Here is a 2198-nt window from a genome sequence, read left to right on the forward strand (position 1 = left end):
TCTGGCCCTTGCTTGCAACGAGTTACCCAAACTCGCCATCCTCGGCAAGCCGATCACGATCAAAGAAGTAGACGAACACGTGCACGGGCTCAGCGAGATCAAACTTGACCGCTTCATTGCCCAGGTCGTCGAGAAAAAAGAGTTTCTTCCCTCTTTGCGCCATCTGCTCGAATCAGGCGAAAACGAAATCCAGCTCCTCACCGCCATCAGCGGTTTTGTGACGCAGCTGTATTTGTTCAACACCGCAATCAAGCTTCACGGCGTCGCCGATTCGGCACTCGTTCTGGGATACAAACTTCCCGGATTCATCGAAAAAGAACGTGCCGCCCTCTCCATTAAAATCTCGCCGGAAGCCTATAAAAAAGGGCTTAATCTTCTCCTTGATACCGAGCTGAAAATGAAATCTTCCGGAAGCCCGGATCAAGAATCGCTCCTGATTTCAGCGCTCCTTCGGCTGCAAAGCCTACTATAACCAAAACTTAAATTAAGCGAAATTTTAGTATAATCGCGACGTTCCTTGCTCTTTGCAACACGGATTGTCGTGCTGTATAAATACCATAAGGGGCGAACACCATAAGGAGACATACGATATGAGACATTACGAAAACCTAGTAATCGTCAAACCTACTCTTACCGAAGAAGAGATCAAAAGCACCCTCGCACTCGTCGAAGAAGTTCTTACGTCAAACGGCGCTGAGATCATTGCACGCGATGCTATGGGTATGAAAAAATTGGCTTATCCGATCGAGAAAAACGCTCGCGGTTATTTCTACGTGATGTATTACAAAGCAGCACCTTCTGCAATTAGTGAAATTGAACGTCGCTTCCGTATCAACGAGGAGATTTTGCGTTTCGTAACCATGAAATACGATAGCAAACGTGAGATCAAAGCATGGAACGATATGGTTGAAAAAACCAAAAAACCTGCTGCTGTAGCTGAGAAAAAAGAAGAAGCCGCTTCTTAAGCCCTTTAAGGAAACCCTATGTATAACAAAGTCATTTTGGTTGGAAATCTTACCCGCGATATCGAGCTTCGATACTCGCAAAACGGTTCAGCGATTGCAAAAACCGCTATCGCCACCAGTCGTAAATTTACGATGAACGGTGAGAAAAAAGAGGAGACATGTTTTGTCGACATCACTTTTTTCGGCCGCTCGGGCGAAGTTGCCAACCAATACCTTCGCAAAGGTTCTAAAATCCTTGTCGAAGGACGGCTCCAGTTTGAACAATGGGTAGACCAGCAAAGCGGCCAAAAGCGCTCTAAGCACTCCGTTATCGTCGAAACGATGCAAATGCTCGATTCACGAAGCGAAGGCGGTTCTCAGGGTGGTTATAACGAATACAGCGACGCCGGAAGCAATTATGGCGGGGGCTATGACGCTCCAGCTCCGAAAGCATACAATCCGCCGCCGTCGTATTCCAAACCCTCACCGGCAAAAATGCCCGAAAACAATCTCCCCGAGATTGATATCAACGAAGACGAAATTCCGTTTTAACGAAAGTACAAGGATAGAACCATGTCAGAAAAAAGAAAATACAAAAAACGCTATTGCAAATACTGCGAAGCAAAAGTTGATTATATCGATTACAAAGATGTTGCATCTTTGAAATACTCGCTCTCTGAGCGTTACAAAATCATGCCACGCCGTTTGACAGGTAACTGCAAACGCCACCAAGACATGGTTACCATCGCAATCAAACAAGCACGTGCGGCTGCATTGGTTCCATATACTGTATCACGCAAAGTGGTCGCGGGCGCTCCGTTCGAAGAAATTCGTTAAGCCCTCTTTTTATGCCGGCAATTTGCCGGCATAGACTTCTCTCTCCGCCCTTTTATTTAAACGCTTTTAATCATCAAATAAATCAATCCATCCAACGTCTTGGGTCGTATCCGTCGGTAGGACGTTTAACTTCTGCTTTGCGCAATGTTTTTGTCATGGTGAGCACATCGGATCCGTCTACGAAACTTTTCTCTTTGGGACCGTCTGGATGCGCTACGAATCCATGCCTTTCGTAAAAGCGTATTGCACGGGAATGAGAGACCACAGAGACGCTGATGCGCTCATACAAAGCACCGGCCTCGATCAGCAGCTGCTCCATCATGTTTGAACCGATGCCAAGCCCTCTAAAAGCAGGAAGAACGGCGATTGTAAGTATGGGCGTATTATCATCGATATAGCCGTTAGAACCGTGATCCG

4 protein-coding genes and 1 pseudogene are annotated in these 2198 nt (G+C 46.5%); 4 read left to right on the forward strand and 1 reads right to left on the reverse strand.

Translation table 11 applies throughout. The annotated features are described in order from the left end of the window. The 4 genes and pseudogenes from JU82_RS05715 to rpsR all read left to right on the forward strand — a co-directional run. Positions 1-472: pseudogene (locus JU82_RS05715) on the forward strand (hypothetical protein); the annotation flags it as partial. A gap of 118 nt (positions 473-590) precedes the next feature. After that, positions 591-965 carry a 30S ribosomal protein S6 gene (gene rpsF, locus JU82_RS05720; protein WP_037947822.1) on the forward strand — a complete coding sequence of 125 codons (375 nt, stop codon included), beginning with the start codon at positions 591-593 and terminating at the stop codon, positions 963-965. 18 nt (positions 966-983) lie between these two features. Next, on the forward strand, positions 984-1496 hold the full coding sequence (locus JU82_RS05725) for a single-stranded DNA-binding protein (RefSeq protein WP_037947825.1): 513 nt from the start codon (positions 984-986) through the stop codon (positions 1494-1496). Positions 1497-1517: 21 nt separating this feature from the next. Continuing rightward, on the forward strand, positions 1518-1781 hold the full coding sequence (gene rpsR / locus JU82_RS05730; RefSeq protein ID WP_037947828.1) for a 30S ribosomal protein S18: 264 nt from the start codon (positions 1518-1520) through the stop codon (positions 1779-1781). Between the two features lie 82 nt (positions 1782-1863). On the opposite strand, the gene JU82_RS05735 is transcribed toward rpsR, so the two are convergent. Continuing rightward, on the reverse strand, positions 1864-2198 hold a 335-nt coding region (locus tag JU82_RS05735; RefSeq protein ID WP_037947831.1), incomplete at its 5' end, for an N-acetyltransferase.

Origin of the sequence: Sulfuricurvum sp. MLSB (genome assembly GCF_000747095.1) — a bacterium.
Lineage (GTDB): Bacteria > Campylobacterota > Campylobacteria > Campylobacterales > Sulfurimonadaceae > Sulfuricurvum.

What these genes read in the sequence shown, in the direction of transcription:
- JU82_RS05725 (WP_037947825.1), top strand. Translation starts at nt 984, where the DNA reads ATGTATAACAAAGTCATTTTGGTTGGAAATCTTACCCGCGATATCGAG.
- rpsR (WP_037947828.1), top strand. Translation starts at nt 1,518, where the DNA reads ATGTCAGAAAAAAGAAAATACAAAAAACGCTATTGCAAATACTGCGAA.
- rpsF (WP_037947822.1), top strand. Translation starts at nt 591, where the DNA reads ATGAGACATTACGAAAACCTAGTAATCGTCAAACCTACTCTTACCGAA.